The 14,550-nt window shown below is 66.1% G+C and carries 14 protein-coding genes; 9 read left to right on the top strand and 5 right to left on the bottom strand.

Annotation, left to right across the window (positions count from 1 at the left end):
- Positions 1-14: 14 nt before the first annotated feature.
- The 4 genes from tatA to CH256_RS17855 all read left to right on the top strand — a co-directional run bounded on the left by tatA (position 15) and on the right by CH256_RS17855 (position 5,187).
- Positions 15-281: a Sec-independent protein translocase subunit TatA gene (tatA, locus tag CH256_RS17870; protein ID WP_068050773.1), complete on the top strand. Its 267-nt coding sequence runs from the start codon at positions 15-17 to the stop codon at positions 279-281.
- A 111-nt stretch (positions 282-392) separates the two neighbouring features.
- A complete protein-coding gene (tatC, locus tag CH256_RS17865) occupies positions 393-1,364 on the top strand; it encodes a twin-arginine translocase subunit TatC (protein ID WP_094641812.1) in 972 nt (323 codons plus the stop codon).
- A 27-nt stretch (positions 1,365-1,391) separates the two neighbouring features.
- Entirely contained in the window at positions 1,392-4,166 is a 2,775-nt protein-coding gene (locus tag CH256_RS17860; protein WP_094670183.1) for a DEAD/DEAH box helicase, read from the top strand.
- 94 nt (positions 4,167-4,260) lie between these two features.
- Positions 4,261-5,187, top strand: a complete 927-nt coding sequence (locus CH256_RS17855) for a DUF4333 domain-containing protein (RefSeq protein WP_094670182.1) — start codon at positions 4,261-4,263, stop codon at positions 5,185-5,187.
- A 19-nt stretch (positions 5,188-5,206) separates the two neighbouring features.
- On the opposite strand, the gene CH256_RS17850 is transcribed toward CH256_RS17855, so the two are convergent.
- Positions 5,207-6,184 carry a 5'-3' exonuclease gene (locus CH256_RS17850; RefSeq protein WP_094670198.1) on the bottom strand — a complete coding sequence of 326 codons (978 nt, stop codon included), beginning with the start codon at positions 6,182-6,184 and terminating at the stop codon, positions 5,207-5,209.
- A gap of 27 nt (positions 6,185-6,211) precedes the next feature.
- On the opposite strand from CH256_RS17850, the gene CH256_RS17845 reads away from it, so the two are divergent.
- Positions 6,212-7,354 (top strand): M24 family metallopeptidase, encoded by a 1,143-nt coding sequence (locus CH256_RS17845; RefSeq protein WP_094670181.1) that lies wholly within the window; start codon positions 6,212-6,214, stop codon positions 7,352-7,354.
- Positions 7,351-7,947, top strand: a complete 597-nt coding sequence (locus tag CH256_RS17840; RefSeq protein WP_094670180.1) for a nucleotidyltransferase family protein — start codon at positions 7,351-7,353, stop codon at positions 7,945-7,947. Before CH256_RS17845 ends, CH256_RS17840 begins: the two co-directional genes overlap by 4 nt.
- Here CH256_RS17840 and CH256_RS17835 read toward each other — a convergent pair.
- Positions 7,944-8,357 (bottom strand): TIGR03618 family F420-dependent PPOX class oxidoreductase, encoded by a 414-nt coding sequence (locus tag CH256_RS17835; RefSeq protein WP_094670179.1) that lies wholly within the window; start codon positions 8,355-8,357, stop codon positions 7,944-7,946. The genes CH256_RS17840 and CH256_RS17835 overlap by 4 nt on opposite strands.
- Before the next feature lie 45 nt (positions 8,358-8,402).
- Here CH256_RS17835 and CH256_RS17830 point away from each other — a divergent pair, with 45 nt between their 5' ends.
- Genes CH256_RS17830 through CH256_RS17820 form a run of 3 tightly spaced genes read left to right on the top strand, consistent with a single transcriptional unit; the run spans position 8,403 to position 11,118 of the window.
- Positions 8,403-9,161, top strand: a complete 759-nt coding sequence (locus CH256_RS17830) for an SDR family NAD(P)-dependent oxidoreductase (protein ID WP_094670178.1) — start codon at positions 8,403-8,405, stop codon at positions 9,159-9,161.
- Positions 9,161-10,390 carry a precorrin-6y C5,15-methyltransferase (decarboxylating) subunit CbiE gene (gene cbiE / locus CH256_RS17825; RefSeq protein WP_094670197.1) on the top strand — a complete coding sequence of 410 codons (1,230 nt, stop codon included), beginning with the start codon at positions 9,161-9,163 and terminating at the stop codon, positions 10,388-10,390. The genes CH256_RS17830 and cbiE overlap by 1 nt, the downstream gene beginning before the upstream one ends.
- Positions 10,369-11,118, top strand: coding sequence for a cobalt-precorrin-6A reductase (locus CH256_RS17820; protein WP_094670177.1), 750 nt, complete (start codon positions 10,369-10,371; stop codon positions 11,116-11,118). The genes cbiE and CH256_RS17820 overlap by 22 nt, the downstream gene beginning before the upstream one ends.
- Here CH256_RS17820 and cobJ read toward each other — a convergent pair.
- Genes cobJ through cobG form a run of 3 tightly spaced genes read right to left on the bottom strand, consistent with a single transcriptional unit; the run spans position 11,115 to position 14,413 of the window.
- On the bottom strand, positions 11,115-12,605 hold the full coding sequence (gene cobJ, locus CH256_RS17815) for a precorrin-3B C(17)-methyltransferase (RefSeq protein WP_094670176.1): 1,491 nt from the start codon (positions 12,603-12,605) through the stop codon (positions 11,115-11,117). The two genes, CH256_RS17820 and cobJ, sit on opposite strands and share 4 nt — an antisense overlap.
- Positions 12,602-13,228 carry a precorrin-8X methylmutase gene (locus CH256_RS17810; RefSeq protein WP_068050694.1) on the bottom strand — a complete coding sequence of 209 codons (627 nt, stop codon included), beginning with the start codon at positions 13,226-13,228 and terminating at the stop codon, positions 12,602-12,604. Before CH256_RS17810 ends, cobJ begins: the two co-directional genes overlap by 4 nt.
- 54 nt (positions 13,229-13,282) lie before the next feature.
- Positions 13,283-14,413, bottom strand: coding sequence for a precorrin-3B synthase (gene cobG, locus CH256_RS17805; protein WP_094670196.1), 1,131 nt, complete (start codon positions 14,411-14,413; stop codon positions 13,283-13,285).
- Positions 14,414-14,550 lie beyond the last annotated feature (137 nt).

Here is a 14,550-nt window from a genome sequence, read left to right as displayed (position 1 = left end):
TGTAGGAGGTTCACATGGGATTCACCAGTCCCTGGCACTGGGCCATCGTTGCGGTGGTCGTCATCATTCTGTTCGGTTCCAAGAAGCTGCCCGAGGCTGCTCGCGGACTCGGCCGGTCGTTGCGCATCTTCAAGAGCGAGGTGAAGGAGATGCAGAACGACGGCAAGTCCGACACCGACACCGCTCCCGCTCAGCAGCCCGTCGCTCCCGCTCAGCTGCCCTCGCCCGCCCCGGTCGCGCAGCCGAACACCGAGACCCAGCACGACGCGAAGTCTGCCTGAGCGCACGGCCGCTCAGCACACCTTCGGTGCCAGTTCGGCACCGAAGGTTCACTGCTGTCGGTGACGGCTTCTCGCTGTCGTCCGACCGACGAAGGCTGACCGTAGAACACCATGCGCATTCCGTTCGATCCGCGGCGAAGCAAGCGCCGAATCAATCCCGACGGCACCATGTCGTTGGTCGATCATCTGTACGAGCTGCGAACCCGGCTCCTGTGGTCGCTGGTAGCAGTCGCAGTGACGACTGCCTTCGGGTTCTTCTGGTACTCGCACACCATCTTCGGCGTCGAGAGCCTCGGCGACCTCCTACGCGGTCCCTACTGCACACTCGACCCGAGTCTGCGCGCGAATCTGAGCAACGACGATCAGTGTCGTCTGCTCGCCACCGGACCGTTCGATCAGTTCCTTTTGCGGTTCAAGGTCGCGTTCACCGCCGGTGTCGTACTGGCCTGCCCCATCTGGCTATATCAGATCTGGGCTTTCATCACCCCGGGCCTGTACGCCAACGAACGGCGACATGCAGTCTCGTTCGTCTCCGGAGCGGCTGCTCTGTTCGTCGCCGGAGCCGTCCTGGCCTACTTCGTGGTCGCCAAAGGCCTGCACTTCCTGCTCTCCATCGGCGACAACGTGCAGATCACCGCGCTGAGCGGTGATCAGTACTTCGGATTCCTGATCAACCTCCTCATCATCTTCGGCGTCAGCTTCGAGATTCCGTTGCTGGTCGTTGCCTTAAATTTCGTCGGCGTACTCACCTACGAGCGACTCAAGGCGTGGCGTCGAGGTCTCATCTTCGGATTGTTCGTCTTCGCGGCCATCGCAACTCCTGGCCAGGACCCGTTCTCCATGCTGGCCTTGGCCTTGGCGTTGACGGTGCTCTTCGAGATGGCAGTGCAGATTGCGCGAATTCACGACAAGCGTAAGTTGCGCAAGAGAAGAGACGAATGGGGTGATGTGTCAGATGACGAAGCAACGCGCATCGACGGCGCAAGTTCGATCGAATCACCGGATGCTGTCGGTCCGACACCGCCGTCCAGCGGACTCGGTACCGCGACCCGAGTACAGGCGCAGTACGACGACACGATCTGACATCGACCGGCCCGTAGGGTCGAAAGCATGACCGAGACGGTTCTCGATACGGGGACGAGCCCCCGACCCACCCAGCTGCAACGATTCTCCGCCGAGCTCGGCTTTCCCCTCGACCGGTTCCAGGTGGATGCCTGCACAGCGCTGGAGAACGGTCACGGGGTACTGGTCTGTGCCCCCACCGGTGCGGGCAAGACGGTCATCGGCGAGTTCGCGGTGCACCTGGCGCTCGCCGCGGGACGTAAGTGCTTCTACACCACCCCGATCAAGGCGCTGAGCAACCAGAAGTTCGCGGAGCTGACCGCACGGTACGGTCGCGACACGGTCGGGCTGCTGACCGGAGATTCGTCGATCAACCCAGACGCGCCCATCGTCATCATGACGACCGAAGTGCTGCGCAACATGCTGTACGCATCCTCGGATGCATTGCGAGGACTCTCGCACGTCGTCATGGACGAGGTGCACTATCTCGCCGACCGTTTCCGCGGGGCGGTGTGGGAAGAAGTCATCCTGCACCTGTCCGACGACGTTCGACTGGTCAGCCTGTCGGCAACGGTGAGCAACGCCGAGGAGTTCGGTGCCTGGATGAGCACGGTTCGCGGTGACACCGCGGTCGTGGTGGACGAGAACCGTCCGGTGCCCCTTTCGCAGCACATCATGGTCGGTCGCCGACTGTTCGATCTGTTCGACACGCGAGCCCAGTCGGCCGACGGCAGTCAGAAGATCGTCGTCGACCGTGAACTCGTCCGACACGTCAAACAACGCCAGTCCCTCGACTCGATGGACCGCTGGCACGCGCCGCACAGCAGGGGCCGCGGCGGACGTTCGGGTGGCGGAGGTCGCGGTGGCGGTCAGGGCAGCGGAGCCAACAACAGACCTCTGGCCAGACCCGATGTGATCGCCAAACTCGACGAAGAGGGTCTGCTCCCGGCCATCACATTCATCTTCAGCCGTGCCGGCTGCGACGGCGCGCTGACCCAGTGCATGCGTTCGCGGCTGGTGTTGACCACGCCCGAGCAGGCCGAGGAGATCCGGTACATCGTCGAGAAACACACCTCGGAGCTGCCGCGCGAGGACCTCGAAGTCCTGGGCTTCTGGGAGTGGCGCGACGCACTGGAACGGGGATTCGCCGCCCACCACGCCGGGATGTTGCCGGTCTTCCGGCACACCGTCGAGGAGTTGTTCGTCAAGGGTCTCGTCCGAGCGGTGTTCGCCACCGAGACCTTGGCTCTCGGGATCAACATGCCGGCCCGAACCGTCGTGCTCGAGAAGTTGGTCAAGTTCAACGGTGAGACACACGCCGAATTGACGCCGGGGGAGTACACCCAGCTGACCGGCCGAGCCGGACGCCGCGGCATCGACGTCGAAGGGCATGCCGTCGTGCTGTGGCAGCCCGGCACGGAGCCGACCGAGGTCGCGGGGCTGGCGTCGACGCGTACGTTCCCGCTGCGCAGTTCGTTCGCGCCGGCATACAACATGTCGATCAACCTCATCGAACAGTTCGGTGCGGCCGATTCGCGTCTGCTGCTCGAGCGGTCGTTCGCGCAGTTCCAGGCGGACCGCTCCGTCGTCGGGATGGTTCGCGGTATCGAGAAGAACATGCAGACGTTGGAGGCACTCGGTGCACGCCTCGGTGGCCCCGAGGGCGAGTACTTCGAGTATGCGAAGCTCCGCGAACGACTGAAGGATCGGGAGAAGACTCTCGAACGCCAGAGCAGGTCCGATCGGCGGGACAAGGCCGTCGATTCGCTGCGTGCTCTGCGCCGCGGCGACGTGATCTCGGTGCCGACCGGTCGCCGCAGCGGCCTTGCCGTGGTTCTCGAGCCCGATGACGACCGGGCCGATCCGCGTCCGCTGGTGCTGACCGAGGACAAGTGGGCCGGCCGGCTTTCGGCAGCGGACTTCCCATCGCCCGCAACGTCTCTGGGAACGATGCGACTGCCGCGATTCGTCGACCACCGCACCGCGAAGACCCGACGCGATCTCGCGGCCGCCCTGGTCACCCGCGGAATATCGCAGCCGTCGGACCGTATCCGACGCAAGTCGACGGCAGCGGACGACAAGGAGCTCGCCACCCTTCGGCGAGCAATCCGCTCGCATCCGGTGCACGCTCGTCCCGACCGCGACGAGCTCGGTCGCACCGGCGAACGCTACAACCGGTTGGCGCGAGAGACCGAAACGATGCGCCAGAAGGTGTCGGCCACGACGAACTCCCTGGCCCGAACGTTCGACCGCATCCTGGCTTTGCTCGCCGACCGCGGTTACGTGACGGCAGGCAAGAATCCGAAGGTCACCGAGGACGGTGCCAGGCTGAGCCGAATCTATTCCGAGTCCGATCTGCTGGTCGCCGAATGCTTGCGCGGCGGCCTGTGGCAGGGGCTTTCTCCGGCAGAGTTGGCGGCGGTGGTCTCGGCGGTGGTCTACGAGTCCAGATCGGAGGGTGACATCACCCCGCACGGACCGACGGGTCCGATTCGGCACGCGCTGACCGAGACCGTCCGGGTGTGGCACGAGCTGCGGTCCGACGAGGTGCGACACAAGCTGCCGCCGACGAGAGAACCCGACATGGGCTTCGTGAAGGCGATCTACAAGTGGGCGTCGAACCATTCGTTGGTCGATGCGCTCGTCACCGCGGGTGACAACGGCAAAGCACTCTCGGGTGGAGACTTCGTGCGCTGGTGTCGGCAGGTGATCGACCTGTTGGACCAGGTTCGGCTCGCGGCCCCGGAGCCGGAACTGTCGCGAACTGCGGCGCGCGCGATCGCGGCCTTGCGCCGCGGCGTGGTCGCCGTAGATGCCGCATGACAGCGCCGAATCGGACTGCCGGGTCGGTACAGCGGAGAGTCGTACGGGCGGGTTACTGTACCCCCGACGAGTCCGAATTTTCAGTGGAGGCGAGATGAGCGGCCCATACGGTCCGACCGATCCGGACAACAGCTGGTCGCGCACGCCCGATCAGCAGGACGGTGCCGCGAACGACACACCGGACACGCAGCCTGCTCCTTCCGCCGAGTCACAGACTCCGACGCCGTCGGCGTGGGGTCAGTACGGACAGCCGCAGGCCACGCCGTACGGCGAACCCGGTCAGAGCTACGGGCAGAGCCCGCAACAACCCGGCGGCCAATACCCGCAGGGCCAGTACCCTCCGGGTCAATACCCTCAGGGTCAGTACCCACAGGGTCAGTACCCACAGGGGCAATATCCGCAGGGCCAGTACCCCCAAGGTCAGTACCCACCTGCCGCCTATCCGCAGGGGCAGTACCCCTCGGCCCCGAATGCACAGGGCGGCTACCCCCAGGGACAGAACCCCACCGCGCACTACCCCGCCGGTCAGCAGTACGGCGCGCCTGCATCGGGCGATTCGGCGTACCAGAATCCCTACGCACCACAGCAATTCGGTGGTGGGCAATACGGGCCGGGTCCGTACGGCCAGCAACCACAGCAGCCATGGAGTCCCAACCAGCAGTATCCCAACCAGCAGTATCCGAATCAGCAGGGGCCAGGGCAGGCCGGGGCTCGATCGAAGAAGCCCCTGATCATCGCGGGTGCCGTGGTAGCAGTCCTCGCCGTGATCGCTGTGGTGTCGTTCTTCGCTTTCGGTCGAACGACCACCCTCGATACTGCGGCGGCCGAGGAGGGTGTTCGCACGGTCGTCACCGAGTCCTACGGTGCGTCCGACGTCTCCGGTGTGTCCTGTCCCCAGGACATCGAGGTCGTGGCCCAGACCAGTGTCGAGTGCACCCTGACTGTCGACGGTGCGTTCAAGACCGTGACTCTGACCTTCCTCGACGACGACGCCAACTACGAAGTCTCCCTGCCCGAGTAGACCCGCTCAGGTCGCACGATCAGGTCGTCGACGCCGTGGCCGCCATCGCGGCGACGAGGCGTGCCACGGCGTTCTCGATGCCGAGAGTCTCGGCGAGCGAGTTCAGGGCAGAGACATCGGCGGGCTCGGCGGGAATCTCGTCCGACTTCGACAGGACGACGTCGGCGTCGGTGACGACTCGGACAACCGGCAGCGCCGCGTCCAGGTAGTCGCTCGCATTGGCCAGCTTCGCCCGGATGCCCTTGGCCATGTCCGACGACGGGTCGAGTGCCGCAGCGCGCAACGCTTCAACGGATTCGTACTGCATCATCAGCGTCGACGCTGTCTTCTCCCCGATGCCCTTCACTCCGGGCAGACCGTCCGAGGCATCGCCGCGCAGCAAGGCGAGTTCCGCATACGCCGCACCCGCACGATGGAGCGGCACCCCGTAACGCTCGGAAACCATTGCGGGATCGAACAATTCGGCTTTCGCCAGGCCGCGTCCCACGTACAGAACGCGCACCTCGTTCGGCTCGTCGGCGGCAACCTGAAGCAGGTCTCGATCTCCACTGACCACGACCACCGGGTCCTGACGCTCACGCGCGGCCAGGGTTCCCAGTACGTCGTCGGCTTCGAGACCGTCTGCGCCTGCGGTCGCGATCCCCAACGCGGCGAGCACATCCATGATCATGTCCACCTGTGGTGTCAGCGTTTCCGGAACTTCCTCGCTCTCGGCGACGTCCGGGGCACCCTCGGCCACACGATGCGCCTTGTAGGACGGCACGAGATCGACGCGGAACTGTGGCCGCCAGTCGAGATCGAGGCACACTGCCAGTCGGCCGGGTTCGGTGCGCGTGATCAACGCCGAGATCATGTCGAGGAAGCCGCGGACGGCATTGACGGGTCGACCGTCGGGGGCCGTAATCGACTCGGGCAGTGCGTAGTAGGCCCTGAACCACAGGCTCGCGCCGTCGAGGAGCAACAGTGGCGACTTTCCGGGGGCGGTCATGGGGCTCATCTTGCCGTACGGCACTAGCCTGGAGGCATGAGTGTCGATTCTTCGGTCAGTTCCTCACGTTTCTCCAGCGATGTCTACGCGTCCAGGCTCGCCCGCGCGGCTCGCCTGACGTCGGATGCAGGCCTGGATGCCCTTTTGATCACCCCGGGCCCGGATCTGCAGTACCTGATCGGGTCCAAGGCCAGCTCGTTCGAGCGGCTCATCGCGCTGGTCGTCCCGGCGGACGGCAGCACCCCCACGGTTGTCGTTCCGCGGCTCGAACTCGCCGCACTGGGCGATTCCGCAACGCAGGAACTGTCTCTGACCCTCGTCGACTGGGTCGACGGTGTCGATCCGTACGCACTGGTGGCAGCAGCAGTTCCCGGCGGAACGAGAACAGCCGTTGCCGACGCCATGCCCGCCCTGCATTTCGTACCGCTTGCCGGTGTCTTCGGCACGGTCCCGGTTCTGGCCACCGACGTACTTCGCGAACTCCGAATGGTCAAGGATGCGGCCGAGATCGACGCGTTGCGGCGAGCCGGATATGCCATCGACCGCGTGCACGCCCGGATGGGCGAATGGCTTCGGGTGGGCCGAACGGAAGCGCAGATCGCCTCGGACATCGCTGCCGCGATCGTCGAAGAAGGCCACACTGCACCGGAATTCATCATCGTCGGTTCCGGACCCCACGGTGCCGATCCACACCACGAGGTATCCGATCGAGTCGTCGAGGCAGGAGACATCGTGGTGATAGACATCGGCGGACCCGTCGCGCCGGGATACAACTCCGATTCGACCCGCACCTACAGCCTCGGCGAACCGTCGGCGGAGATCGCCGAGCAGTACGCGGTACTCGAGCGGGCGCAGCAGGCGGCTGTCGACGCGGTTGTGCCCGGTGTCACGGCGCAGTCCATCGACGCGGCCGCCCGCGACGTCCTGGTCGACGCCGGTCTCGGCGAGGCGTTCCTGCACCGCACCGGTCACGGGATCGGCCTGTCGGTGCACGAGGAGCCGTACATCGTTGCGGGCAACGACATCACGCTGACCGAAGGGATGGCGTTCAGCATCGAGCCGGGAATCTATTTCCGCGGGCAGTGGGGTGCACGCATCGAGGACATCGTCGTGGTCACCGCTGACGGGTGCGAATCGGTCAACCTCAGGCCTCACGCTCTGGCCGTCCTGCCGGTGTGACGCGTCCGGGCGAGGACGAGTTCGTCTCGGTCGTCAGGTCCAATCCGGCCGTCGCCGAAATACTGGGGCGCGCGCCGCAACTCGGGCTTCCCGGGTGGTATCTGACGGCAGGTGGCCTCTTCCAGACGGTCTGGAACCACCTGGCCGGCCGGGACCTTCGTACCGGCATCCGGGACTACGACTTCTTCTACTTCGACGACTCCGATCTGTCCTACGACGCGGAGAACGAGGTCATCGAGCGCGCGGCCACGGTGTTCGACGACCTCGGGGTGGACGTCGAAGTGCGCAACGAGGCACGCGTACACCTGTGGTACGAACAGCATTTCGGCACTCCGATCGCGCCGTACCGCAGTACCGAGGATGCGATCGATCATTTCGTGTCCACCACGTGCTGCTTCGGCATCACCACCGACCAGGGCGGAGCCGATGTCGTGTACGCACCGCACGGATTCGACGATCTCTTCGGGGGAATCGTGCGGCCGAACCCGCGGCTGCCGATGCGGCACGTGTACGAGGCCAAGGCTGCCCGGTGGACGACGGAATGGCCGGACCTGACGGTTCTGCCGTGGCCGACGGAGCCGACGACGCGCTAGCGGTTCAGCAGGGAACGGCTACCCAGTACCCGCTGCACCTGTATCTCGATGACGACGCGGGTCGGGTTCTCTCTGGGCACGCGGTAGCGCTGCGCGTAGCGGTTCTCGGCGTCGACGACCGATTCACGGTCGTTTCGGACCGAGGCGGGCCCTTCCAACGTCAGCCAGCGGGCACCGTCGATCTGAGTGACGGCGGCGTAGGCACCGCGGCGGGCGTTGATGGCCTTCTGTGACACGTCGTTGGTGATGACCCGAGCACACCGGGCCTCGGCGTCGTAGGTGAAGCCGACGGCGACGACGTGCGGGGTTCCGTCGGGTCGCAGTGTCGTCAGAGTGGCGAGGTGCCGCTCGGCAAGGAACTCGAATGCGTCGTCGGCGAGGGCAGTCGCGTCTGCGGGGATGGCGGCCATGCCCCGACTGTAGTGAATGCGATTTCATCGGCAAGACTGGTCGTCGTGAGCAGACGAGCAGAACCCGCGGCCGGAACGCTGTTGCTGTTGGGCGGGCGCAGCGAGATCGGACTCGAGGTCACCACCCGACTCGCTTCGGGCCGAACCGTCGTACTGGCAGCTCGGCGCAGTACCGACCTCGATGCTCAGCAACGACGAGTGGAGCAGGCAGGCGCGGACGCCGTTCACACCGTCGAGTTCGACGCGAACGAGATGGACACTCACGCCGAGCTCCTGAGCCGGGTGGCCGAGCGATACGGCCCGATCGGGATCGTGGTGCTGGCGTTCGGGATCCTCGGGGATCAAGCGCGCGCCGAGGACGACGCGCAGCACGCTCTCGACGTCATCACCACCGACTTCCTGGCTCAGGTCTCGGTGCTGACGCACGCATCGAAGATCCTCCGAGCACAGGGGAGCGGCGACCTGGTCGTGTTCTCGTCGGTCGCGGGGGTTCGAGTGCGACGCGCCAACTACGTGTACGGATCCGCGAAGGCCGGTCTCGACGGGTTCGCCAGCGGACTGTGCGACTCACTGCACGGCAGCGGAGTGCACCTCCTGCTCGTTCGTCCCGGATTCGTCATCGGTTCGATGACCGAGGGGATGACCCCGGCACCCATGTCGAGTACGCCGGATCAGGTGGCCGACGGCGTCGTCGCTGCGCTGCGCACGCGTCGGGCCACCGTGTGGATCCCCGGCACACTGCGACCGGTGTTCTTCGCCATGCGTCTACTGCCGCAGTGGCTCTGGCGCAGGATGCCGCGCTGATGGTGGCACCCGTGCCCACTCCGATCGTGGTCGTGGGAATCGGTGCGGACGGCTGGGACGGACTGCCTCTTGCGTCGCGCAGGGCCGTCGAGCAAGCAGATGTGGTGTTCGGCTCCGCGCGCCAGGTCGCTGGAGTACAGGAGCACTGCAGCGAGACCAGGACATGGCCCAGTCCGTTGGTGCCGAATCTGCGGCCGATGATCGACGCCTGCACGGGTTCTCGCGTGTGCGTGCTGGCCAGCGGCGATCCGATGTTCCACGGCATCGGGGTGACGTTGGCGCGGGAGTTCGGCGCCGAGCGCTTGCGGGTGTACCCGGCCCCGTCTTCGGTGTCGTTGGCATGCGCTCGCTTGGGCTGGGCGCTGCACCACACCACGACGGTGTCGCTGGTGAACAGCCCGGCCGAGACGGTGTTGCCCGAGTTGGCCGACGGTCGTCGGATACTGGTGTTGAGCCAGGGCAGCAGCACTCCTGGTGAGATCGCGGTGGTGTTGTCCGCCAACGGTTTCGGTGCGAGTGAGATGACGGTCCTCGAGCAGCTCGGCGGACCGGCGGAGCGGGTCGTCGGCGGGATTGCGTCGAAGTCGACGTTCGAGGGCGTCGACCCACTCAATGTCGTTGCGCTGCTGTGTGTCCGAGATCCCGACGCTGCCCGCCACACCCGCATTCCCGGCCTGGCCGATTCCGCGTACACCGGAGACGGTCAGATGACCAAGCAGGAGGTTCGGGCGCTGACGCTCAGCGCGTTGGCACCGGCGCCAGGAGAGCTGTTGTGGGACATCGGGGGCGGATCGGGAACCATTGCCATCGAATGGATGCGGACCGACGAATCCTGTCGTGCAGTGACGTTCGAGAGTTCGCAGGTGCGCCGTGTGCAGATCGGGAGGAACGCGTTGCACCTGGGTGTTCCGAGCCTCGTGGTGTACGGCGGCGCCCCGGAGAGTTTCGCGGCGGTCTCGGACGCAGACGTCGTACCCGATGCAGTGTTCATCGGTGGTGGGTTGACCGGTGCCGACATGCTCGAGGCCTGTTGGGAGGCGGTGCGCACCGGCGGGCGAGTGGTCGCGAATTCGGTGACGGCCGAATCGGATTCGTTGTTGCTGACCGCCGCGGCGAAGTACGGCGGCGAGCTCCGCAGGTTCCAGATCTATCGCGGTGAACCGCTGGGCGCGTTCACGACGTGGAGACCGCAGCTGCCGGTCACGCAATGGAGTGTGACCAAACGGTGAAGGTCCTGATTCTCGGTGGTACGACGGAGTCGAGGGCACTTGCGGCCGCTCTGGACACGGTGCAAGGGATAGAGACGATGACCTCACTGGCCGGCCGGGTCGCCGAGCCGATGTTGCCCGTCGGCGAGACTCGAATCGGCGGATTCGGAGGTCCGGATGCCCTTGCAGTGTGGCTGCGAGACAACGCAATCGACGTGGTGGTGGACGCGACGCACCCGTTCGCCTCCACCATCGCCGCACACGCCGAGCAGGCCACTCGGGCAACGTCGGTCGCGCTCCTGGTGCTGACGCGGCCACCGTGGACCGCGGGCGAGGGTGATCGATGGACCTCGGTTGCCTCACTGCCCGACGCGGCGTCGGCGATCTCCCCCGGCAGCCGGGTATTCCTCACGACAGGCAGGCAGGGTGTTCACCATTTCGCGAGTGTCGATCACTCGTGGTTTCTGGTGCGGGCGATCGACCCTCCGACCGGTGCGGTGCCGCCGCACATGACACTGCAACTGAGCCGTGGCCCCTTCGACGTCGACCACGAGTCGATGATGCTGGCAGACAACCGAATCGACCTGCTGATCACCAAGAACAGCGGCGGCGACATGACGCGAGCCAAGCTCGATGCCGCCCGAGCGGCATCGATTCCGGTGATCGTGGTCGACCGTCCCACGCGAACCGGCTCGGCACCGACGGTGTTCGACGTCGCAGCCGCCGTGGACTGGTTGACGGATCGCTAAGAACTGCCTGACGGATAACGCCTGGAGGTGAACACCTTCGGCCCGCTTCCCGTCTCGACCACCGTCGTCATCGACGATCCGATGATGAGCAGGCATCGCATGTCGATCGACTCGGGGTCGAGTTCGCCCAGCGCCACGGTGCGAACGGATTCCTGCGGGCTGCCCACCGCGCGTCCGATGACCACGGGGGTCTGTGGCGAACGATGCTCGAGCAGAATCTCTTTCGTTGCCGCAACCTGCCAGGTCCGCGACTTCGAAGCGGGGTTGTAGATCGCGATCGCCATATCGGCTCCGGCGACCGCCGAGAGCCGCGCTGCGACGACGTTCCAGGGCTTGAGGCGGTCGGACAGAGAGATGACGGCGTAGTCGTGTCCGAGTGGTGCGCCCACCCGACTGGCGACGGCGTTGGCTGCCGTCATCCCGGGCACCACCCGCACCGGGACCGAGCTCCACTGCTCCTCGGCCGCGACCTCGATGACCGCGGTTGCCATCGCGAACACACCGGGATCGCCCGAGGAGACCACGGCGACGCGGTGACCCTGTTTGGCGAGATCGAGAGCGAACGCCGCACGTTCCGACTCGACCTTGTTGTCGCTCGCGTGCCGGATCTGACCGGGGCGCTGCGGTACCCGATCGATGTAGGTGACATAGCCGACCAGATCGGTGGCGGCGGCGAGTTCGGCGCGCACTTCGTCCGTCGTCCATGCGTCGTCGCCGGGTCCGAGGCCGACGACCACCACTTCACCGGCGCAAGTACGTGTTTCGGTTCGATTCGAGGGACTCGGTACGACGATCATCGAGAAGTAGGGAACGTTGTCTGCGTCGACGGCGTCGAGCACCCGTTGCTCGGATGTGCTGGCCCGTTCCACGTAGCGCGCTTCACTCAGCCGACCGGAACGTTCCAGGGCCTCGAGCACCGTCGGGTAGGTCCGGCCCAGTTTCATGATGACGGCCGCGTCGGTGCCGCGCAGTCGCCGAGTGAGCTCGTCTGCCGGGAGCGTGCCGGGCAACACGGTGAACACCTCGTCGCGCTCCACGAGCGGGGTGGCCAACGCAGCCGACGCGGCACTGACCGAGGTCACGCCCGGCACGATCTCGACCTCGAAGCGGTCGGCCAACCGCTTGTGCATGTGCATGTAGGAGCTGTAGAACAGCGGATCACCCTCGGCGAGAAGCACTACGGAGCGTCCCGCGTCCAGATGAGCCGCCAACCGCGAAGCCGCGGACTCGTAGAACTCGTCGATCGCACCCTGATATCCACCGGGGTGCGCCGTGGTCTCGGTGGTCACCGGATAGACCAGATGTTCCTCGAGCTGCCCGTCCCGCATGTACCCGGCCGCCAGTCCGCGGGAGATGCTACGACCGTGCTGTGCACTGTGGAAGGCAACCACATCGGCCTCGGCGATCACACGAGCGGCCTTGACGGTCAACAACTCCGGATCGCCGGGACCGACTCCGACTCCCCACAGTTTTCCGGCGCCGGTCATTCTTGTTCGCTCGCAATGGCATTGACGGCGGCGACGGTGATGGGGCTGCCACCACGCCTACCGCGGACCACCAGGTACTCGACGCCGAGGCCCGCGGCGATCAGATCTTCCTTCGACTCCGCCGCCCCGATGAATCCGACCGGGCCGCCGACGATCGCTGCGGGTTTCGGTGCCCCTGCCTCCAGCATCTCCATCAGGTGGAACAGAGCGGTCGGAGCGTTTCCGATGGCGACGACGGCACCGCCGAGCTTGTCGCCCCACAACTCCAGTGCGGCAGCGGTTCTCGTGGTGTTCATACTTCGAGCCAAATCCGGTACCCGAGGATCGGACAGGGTGCACAGCACCTCGTTGTCGGCCGGAAGACGGCGACGAGTGATGCCGGCGGCGACCATGTTGGCGTCGCACAGAATCGGCGCCCCCGAGTTCAGTGCCGCGCGAGCAGAGGTCACGACTGCTGGGGTGTAGCCGATGGTCTCGGTCAGATCGATCTCTCCGACCGCGTGAATCATGCGCACGACGACCTGTGCGACGTCCGGTGCGAATCGAGACAGATCTGCTTCGGCTCGGATGGTCGCGAACGATTGTCGGTAGATCTCCGCGCCGTCGCGGACGTAGTCGTGCATGCGTGTCACGATAGGGGAGAGGGGCCCCTCGGCCGGAAGCCGGTCTGGGTCCCCTCACTCGACGCGGTAGCCGATTCCCGTTGCGATGACGTCGGTCACCTCGCCCTTGGGTCGTCCGCACCGCCGTTCGCACCCGGACCAGTGTTGCCGCTCGTCGCGCGGAGTCATGCGGGCATCGACGGCCGCGGAGAGGTCGGCTCGTACGTCGGCCAACGACTTCTCGCACCCCGGCGATCCGGTGCACGAGCTGACGCGAATCCACGGTGATCCCGCGTCGAAGATCAGTCCCATCGGGGCGAGCACGCGGACGACCTGTTCGGCCGGTTCCTCGTCCAGATCACACACGATCAGCGATCGCCACGGAGTCATGATCAGCGGGCGGTCGATCGCCGCGAGGAACTCCGCGAGCCGCGCCCCGAGAACACCGTTGGCCAGTCCCGCGGCCAGCGCCACCAGGCCGTCGTCCTGATCGAGCCAACCGATCGGTGGCACCTCCACGGGTGCGGGCATCGGCAGGACAGGGCCGGCCGCGAGACCGAGTCGGTCGAGGATCCGGGCCGGGCCGTCGTCCATTTCGGCTACCCGCCACTGGGACTGCCGAAGTTCCACGAAGGCACCCGCGCAGTTCAGCAGCGTCGACACGACGCTGTCGCGGTCCACGCGAACGCCGCTGTCCCGGCCCGCCAACAGCAGTGCGTACGACCCGTCGGGCTGGGCGTAGGCACCGAAATCCGGCTCCAGTCCGCACAGGTCGCCGCGGCCGTCGTCGAGTGCGAACAGCGTCCTACCCGGCAGGTCTGCCAGATCGGGTTGTGCACACAGGCCCTCGTCCAGCGCACCGACCAGCGCGCGCACATCGGTGAGACCTCCCACCCGGCCCGACAGGGGTGAGGCGAGGATGTTGCGCACACGCTCGTGGGTCGAGGACGGAAGCAGCCCGGCGTCAGCCAATCTGGTCGCCAAGTCGTCCGGGTCCGACACCGCGCGCACCTGGATATTGCCCCGCGAGGTCAGCTCCAACGTGCCGTCGCCCAGCTCGGCAGCGGCCTGCGCCAGTACCTGCATCTGCCCCGGCGACACGACGCCACCCGGCAGCCGGATTCGTGCCAGCGGACCGTCCGCGGCCAGATGGGTCGTCAGCGCTCCTGGGCAGCCGTCGGGCACCGACCTCTCTGGCGAACTCATGGTCACCAGGCTACAAGCGCAACGGGTGGCCCCATTCCCCGCTGGCCCCGGTAGCATTCGATGTCCACGGCTCCGGCCGAGAGGAAACCGGCGAGAATCCGGTACGGTCGCGCCACTGTGACGGCCTTCGATCCTTC

It is taken from the genome of Rhodococcus sp. 05-2254-6, assembly GCF_002258565.1.
Lineage (GTDB): Bacteria > Actinomycetota > Actinomycetes > Mycobacteriales > Mycobacteriaceae > Rhodococcoides.
The sequence above is the reverse complement of the archived record's forward strand: the minus strand, read 5'-3'. Positions and strand labels throughout refer to the sequence as shown.

Excerpts from the sequence above, each read along its gene's own strand:
- tatA (WP_068050773.1), top strand. The coding sequence starts at position 15 with ATGGGATTCACCAGTCCCTGGCACTGGGCCATCGTTGCGGTGGTCGTC.
- tatC (WP_094641812.1), top strand. The coding sequence starts at position 393 with ATGCGCATTCCGTTCGATCCGCGGCGAAGCAAGCGCCGAATCAATCCC.
- CH256_RS17860 (WP_094670183.1), top strand. The coding sequence starts at position 1,392 with ATGACCGAGACGGTTCTCGATACGGGGACGAGCCCCCGACCCACCCAG.
- CH256_RS17855 (WP_094670182.1), top strand. The coding sequence starts at position 4,261 with ATGAGCGGCCCATACGGTCCGACCGATCCGGACAACAGCTGGTCGCGC.
- CH256_RS17850 (WP_094670198.1), bottom strand. The coding sequence starts at position 6,184 with ATGAGCCCCATGACCGCCCCCGGAAAGTCGCCACTGTTGCTCCTCGAC.
- CH256_RS17845 (WP_094670181.1), top strand. The coding sequence starts at position 6,212 with ATGAGTGTCGATTCTTCGGTCAGTTCCTCACGTTTCTCCAGCGATGTC.
- CH256_RS17835 (WP_094670179.1), bottom strand. The coding sequence starts at position 8,357 with ATGGCCGCCATCCCCGCAGACGCGACTGCCCTCGCCGACGACGCATTC.
- cbiE (WP_094670197.1), top strand. The coding sequence starts at position 9,161 with ATGGTGGCACCCGTGCCCACTCCGATCGTGGTCGTGGGAATCGGTGCG.
- CH256_RS17820 (WP_094670177.1), top strand. The coding sequence starts at position 10,369 with ATGGAGTGTGACCAAACGGTGAAGGTCCTGATTCTCGGTGGTACGACG.
- cobJ (WP_094670176.1), bottom strand. The coding sequence starts at position 12,605 with ATGACCGGCGCCGGAAAACTGTGGGGAGTCGGAGTCGGTCCCGGCGAT.
- CH256_RS17810 (WP_068050694.1), bottom strand. The coding sequence starts at position 13,228 with ATGCACGACTACGTCCGCGACGGCGCGGAGATCTACCGACAATCGTTC.
- cobG (WP_094670196.1), bottom strand. The coding sequence starts at position 14,413 with ATGAGTTCGCCAGAGAGGTCGGTGCCCGACGGCTGCCCAGGAGCGCTG.